Source organism: Collinsella sp. An271 (assembly GCF_002159695.1).
GTDB lineage: Bacteria > Actinomycetota > Coriobacteriia > Coriobacteriales > Coriobacteriaceae > Collinsella > Collinsella ihumii.
Window position 1 is genome coordinate 1 of record NZ_NFJE01000030.1, and the last position, 2,653, is coordinate 2,653.

The following is a 2,653-nucleotide window of genomic DNA, read 5'->3' on the forward strand; positions in this document are numbered from 1 at the left end:
GGACGCGGTCACGACGGCTGCCACCTTCTTAGTGTGCTTCCTGTTGACGCAAGCTGTCATACGTCTTTCTCCTTCCGTAAGGAACAGATAATCGCCAGTTACGGAAGGGGCCCTCTATCAGCATGGCGCCATTTCCCTTGCCGCGCTGCGTGTCAAGATGTAGCATTATCTTGGCACGCAGCGCGGCAAGAAAGGCGGACGGCATGAACAGCGTCATAGCGGAGAAGATCCAGGACTTCATCGATGACGGCATCCCCGAGGCGTTCGAGCGAGACCTTGACCTGGGCCCGGTGCGCCCGCCGGCGCGCGGCAACCTCGCCACGGTCGTCACCGGCGTCCGCAGGTGCGGGAAAACCTACCGGCTGTTCCAGGAGATGAGGCGCATCGTGGCGGAGGGCTGGCCGCCCGAGTCGATCCTCTACTTCAACTTCGAGGACGAGCGCCTGAAGCCCTACCGCCCCGGCCTGCTCGCCGAGGTCCTCGACACGTTCTACGCCATGAGGCCCTCCGCCCGCCGCGACGGCGCGTTCCTGTTCTTCGACGAGATCCAGGAGGTCCCCGAGTGGGGGGCCTTCCTGCGCCGCGTGGTGGACGGGACGAGGTCGACCGTCTACGTCACGGGGTCGTCCTCGCGCATGCTCTCGGCAGACCTCGCCTCCGAGTTCCGCGGCAGGGCCATCTCGCGCGAGCTGTTCCCCATGGGCCTCTCCGAGTACGCGCGCTACCACGGCGTCGAGGTGCCGGCGGGCGCGGCGGGGGATGGCGCCGTCGGGTCCGCCGCGCGCGCCGGGCTGCGCCACGCCCTGCCCGGGTACCTCTCGCGCGGTGGTTTCATCGCGGTGCAGGGCCTGCCGGCATCGGACGCCGTGCAGCTGCTGCAGGAGTACGCCAACCGCACCGTCGCCCTCGACGTCATCGAGCGCCACGGGGTGCGAAACCCCGCCGCCGCCGCGCGCTTCCTGGCGCGCTGCCTCGCCTTCTCGGGACGCGAGCTGTCGCTCAACAGGGCCGCGGGCGCATTCAAGTCGGCGGGCCTGGCCGTCTCCCGCGCGACGCTCTCGGGCCTGCTCGGCTACTACGAGGAGTCCTACCTGGTGTTCGAGCTCGGCGAGTTCAGCCGCTCGCTGTCGGAGAACGCCCGCTCGGCGTCGAAGGTCTACGCGGTGGACCCCGGCATGCTGACGGCGTTCTCGCCCTCGGCGGTGCGAGACGAGGGCCAGAGGCTCGAGACGGCGGTCTTCGACCGGCTGCGCCGGGGCGCCGGCGGCATGCGGGAGGGGGCGATATCCCGACTGGTCGTGGACGACGGCGGGCGGCACGAGGTCGACTTCGTCGTCGGCGACGCGCTGCTCGGCGGGGGGTACCGGCTGGTGCAGGTCAGCGTGTCGATGGCCGAGCGCGCCACGCGCGAGCGCGAGGTGGCGGGTCTGCGCGCCGGCATGCGGCGCCTCGACGCTGCCGAGGGCTGGATCGTCACCATGGACGAGGAGGAGGAGATCGACGTCCCGGAGGGCGCGGTCCACGTCGTCCCCGCCTGGAGATGGCTGTTGGGGTAGCGGGGGCAGCTCGGACGGGCCCGGGCGCGGATAACCTCGGTTTACACTCCGGGGTATCGGTGCGGCGCCTCCGAATACGCGGAGGGCCCCGTCGAGACGCGCCGGATCAGGATTGCCCGCCAGGCGGTCTCCGGCCAGCCCAACGCGCCGGGCAAGCGGTTCAGACGCGCGCGCCCGCACCGCAGCCTCGGACTTGCCATGCCGGGGCCGCGCTTGACCGACTGTCGGGCGTGGGCGCCGCCATCAAGGGTACCGCTTGCGCCGGCCCTCCGCATCCTTCCGCCGCCATACGTAGCCGGTCAGACAGGTTCGCGGAGCTGCTCGATGAGCCCCTGCTCGGCAATGTCGCGGCGGGCGGACTCCATGAGGCGGCTGCTAGACCGCTGGGATGCGCCCATCCCGTTGACGTCGGCCGCGGCGTCGATCTGCCTGAGCTGCTCCTCGGCCATCCTCAGGTCCAGGCGTCCGGTCTTCCTCGCGCCCTCCATTTGCTCCTCCTTATGCACGATGAATCACCGTCATGATGGCTGTACCCTCGTCACGGGTCAACGCTTGCCGTAGAGAGACGGGCGGGAGTTTCCGACGGTGCGGATCGATGCTCGGAGGACGGCATCGGCGATGCCAGCCCGCAGGGCGGCGCCTCGGGCCCCCGGCACCCGCCGTAAGAGAGTGCTGTGGACGGCTCGGGCAAGATGAGCTGGCGCTTGGAGGGCGCTGGCCCGCTCTGGCAGAGCTTGACGGAGCTTGGCAGAGCCGCTATGCCCCGCCTCCGAAATCGTAGCGCCGGGACGGATTCGTCTTGCTCGTTCCGCGCCAAGTGAGCGCACCTCGCTCCGAATGCCCGCTCAAGGAGGGGCAGGGACAAGAAATCCGTTCCAGCGCCACGAGCTGGCAGACGGCTGTAAAGGGCTGTAAAGAGCTGTAAAGAGCTGTAAAGGGCTCTGCCAAGCCGGGCCGCGCCTTCGATGCGCAGCCCCGGTCTCTCCCTCCCTTCCGTAACTGGCGATTATCTGTTCCTTACGGAAGGAGAAAGACGTATGACAGCTTGCGTCAACAGGAAGCACACTAAGAAGGTGGCAGCCGTCGTGACCGCGTCC

At 68.9% G+C, this 2,653-nt stretch carries 2 protein-coding genes; one reads left to right on the forward strand and one right to left on the reverse strand.

Annotated features, from left to right (window positions below):
* The first annotated feature begins 203 nt into the window (after positions 1-203).
* Complete coding sequence (locus B5F74_RS12090; RefSeq protein ID WP_087202822.1) at positions 204-1,556, forward strand: ATP-binding protein; 1,353 nt, start codon at positions 204-206, stop codon at positions 1,554-1,556.
* A 299-nt stretch (positions 1,557-1,855) separates the two neighbouring features.
* Here the strand turns inward: B5F74_RS12090 and B5F74_RS12095 are convergent, their stop codons facing one another.
* Entirely contained in the window at positions 1,856-2,044 is a 189-nt protein-coding gene (locus tag B5F74_RS12095) for a hypothetical protein (protein WP_087202824.1), read from the reverse strand.
* Positions 2,045-2,653: the final 609 nt, after the last annotated feature.

Bases quoted from the DNA above. Each gene is read 5' to 3' on its own strand.
- B5F74_RS12090 (WP_087202822.1), top strand. From the start codon at position 204: ATGAACAGCGTCATAGCGGAGAAGATCCAGGACTTCATCGATGACGGC.
- B5F74_RS12095 (WP_087202824.1), bottom strand. From the start codon at position 2,044: ATGGAGGGCGCGAGGAAGACCGGACGCCTGGACCTGAGGATGGCCGAG.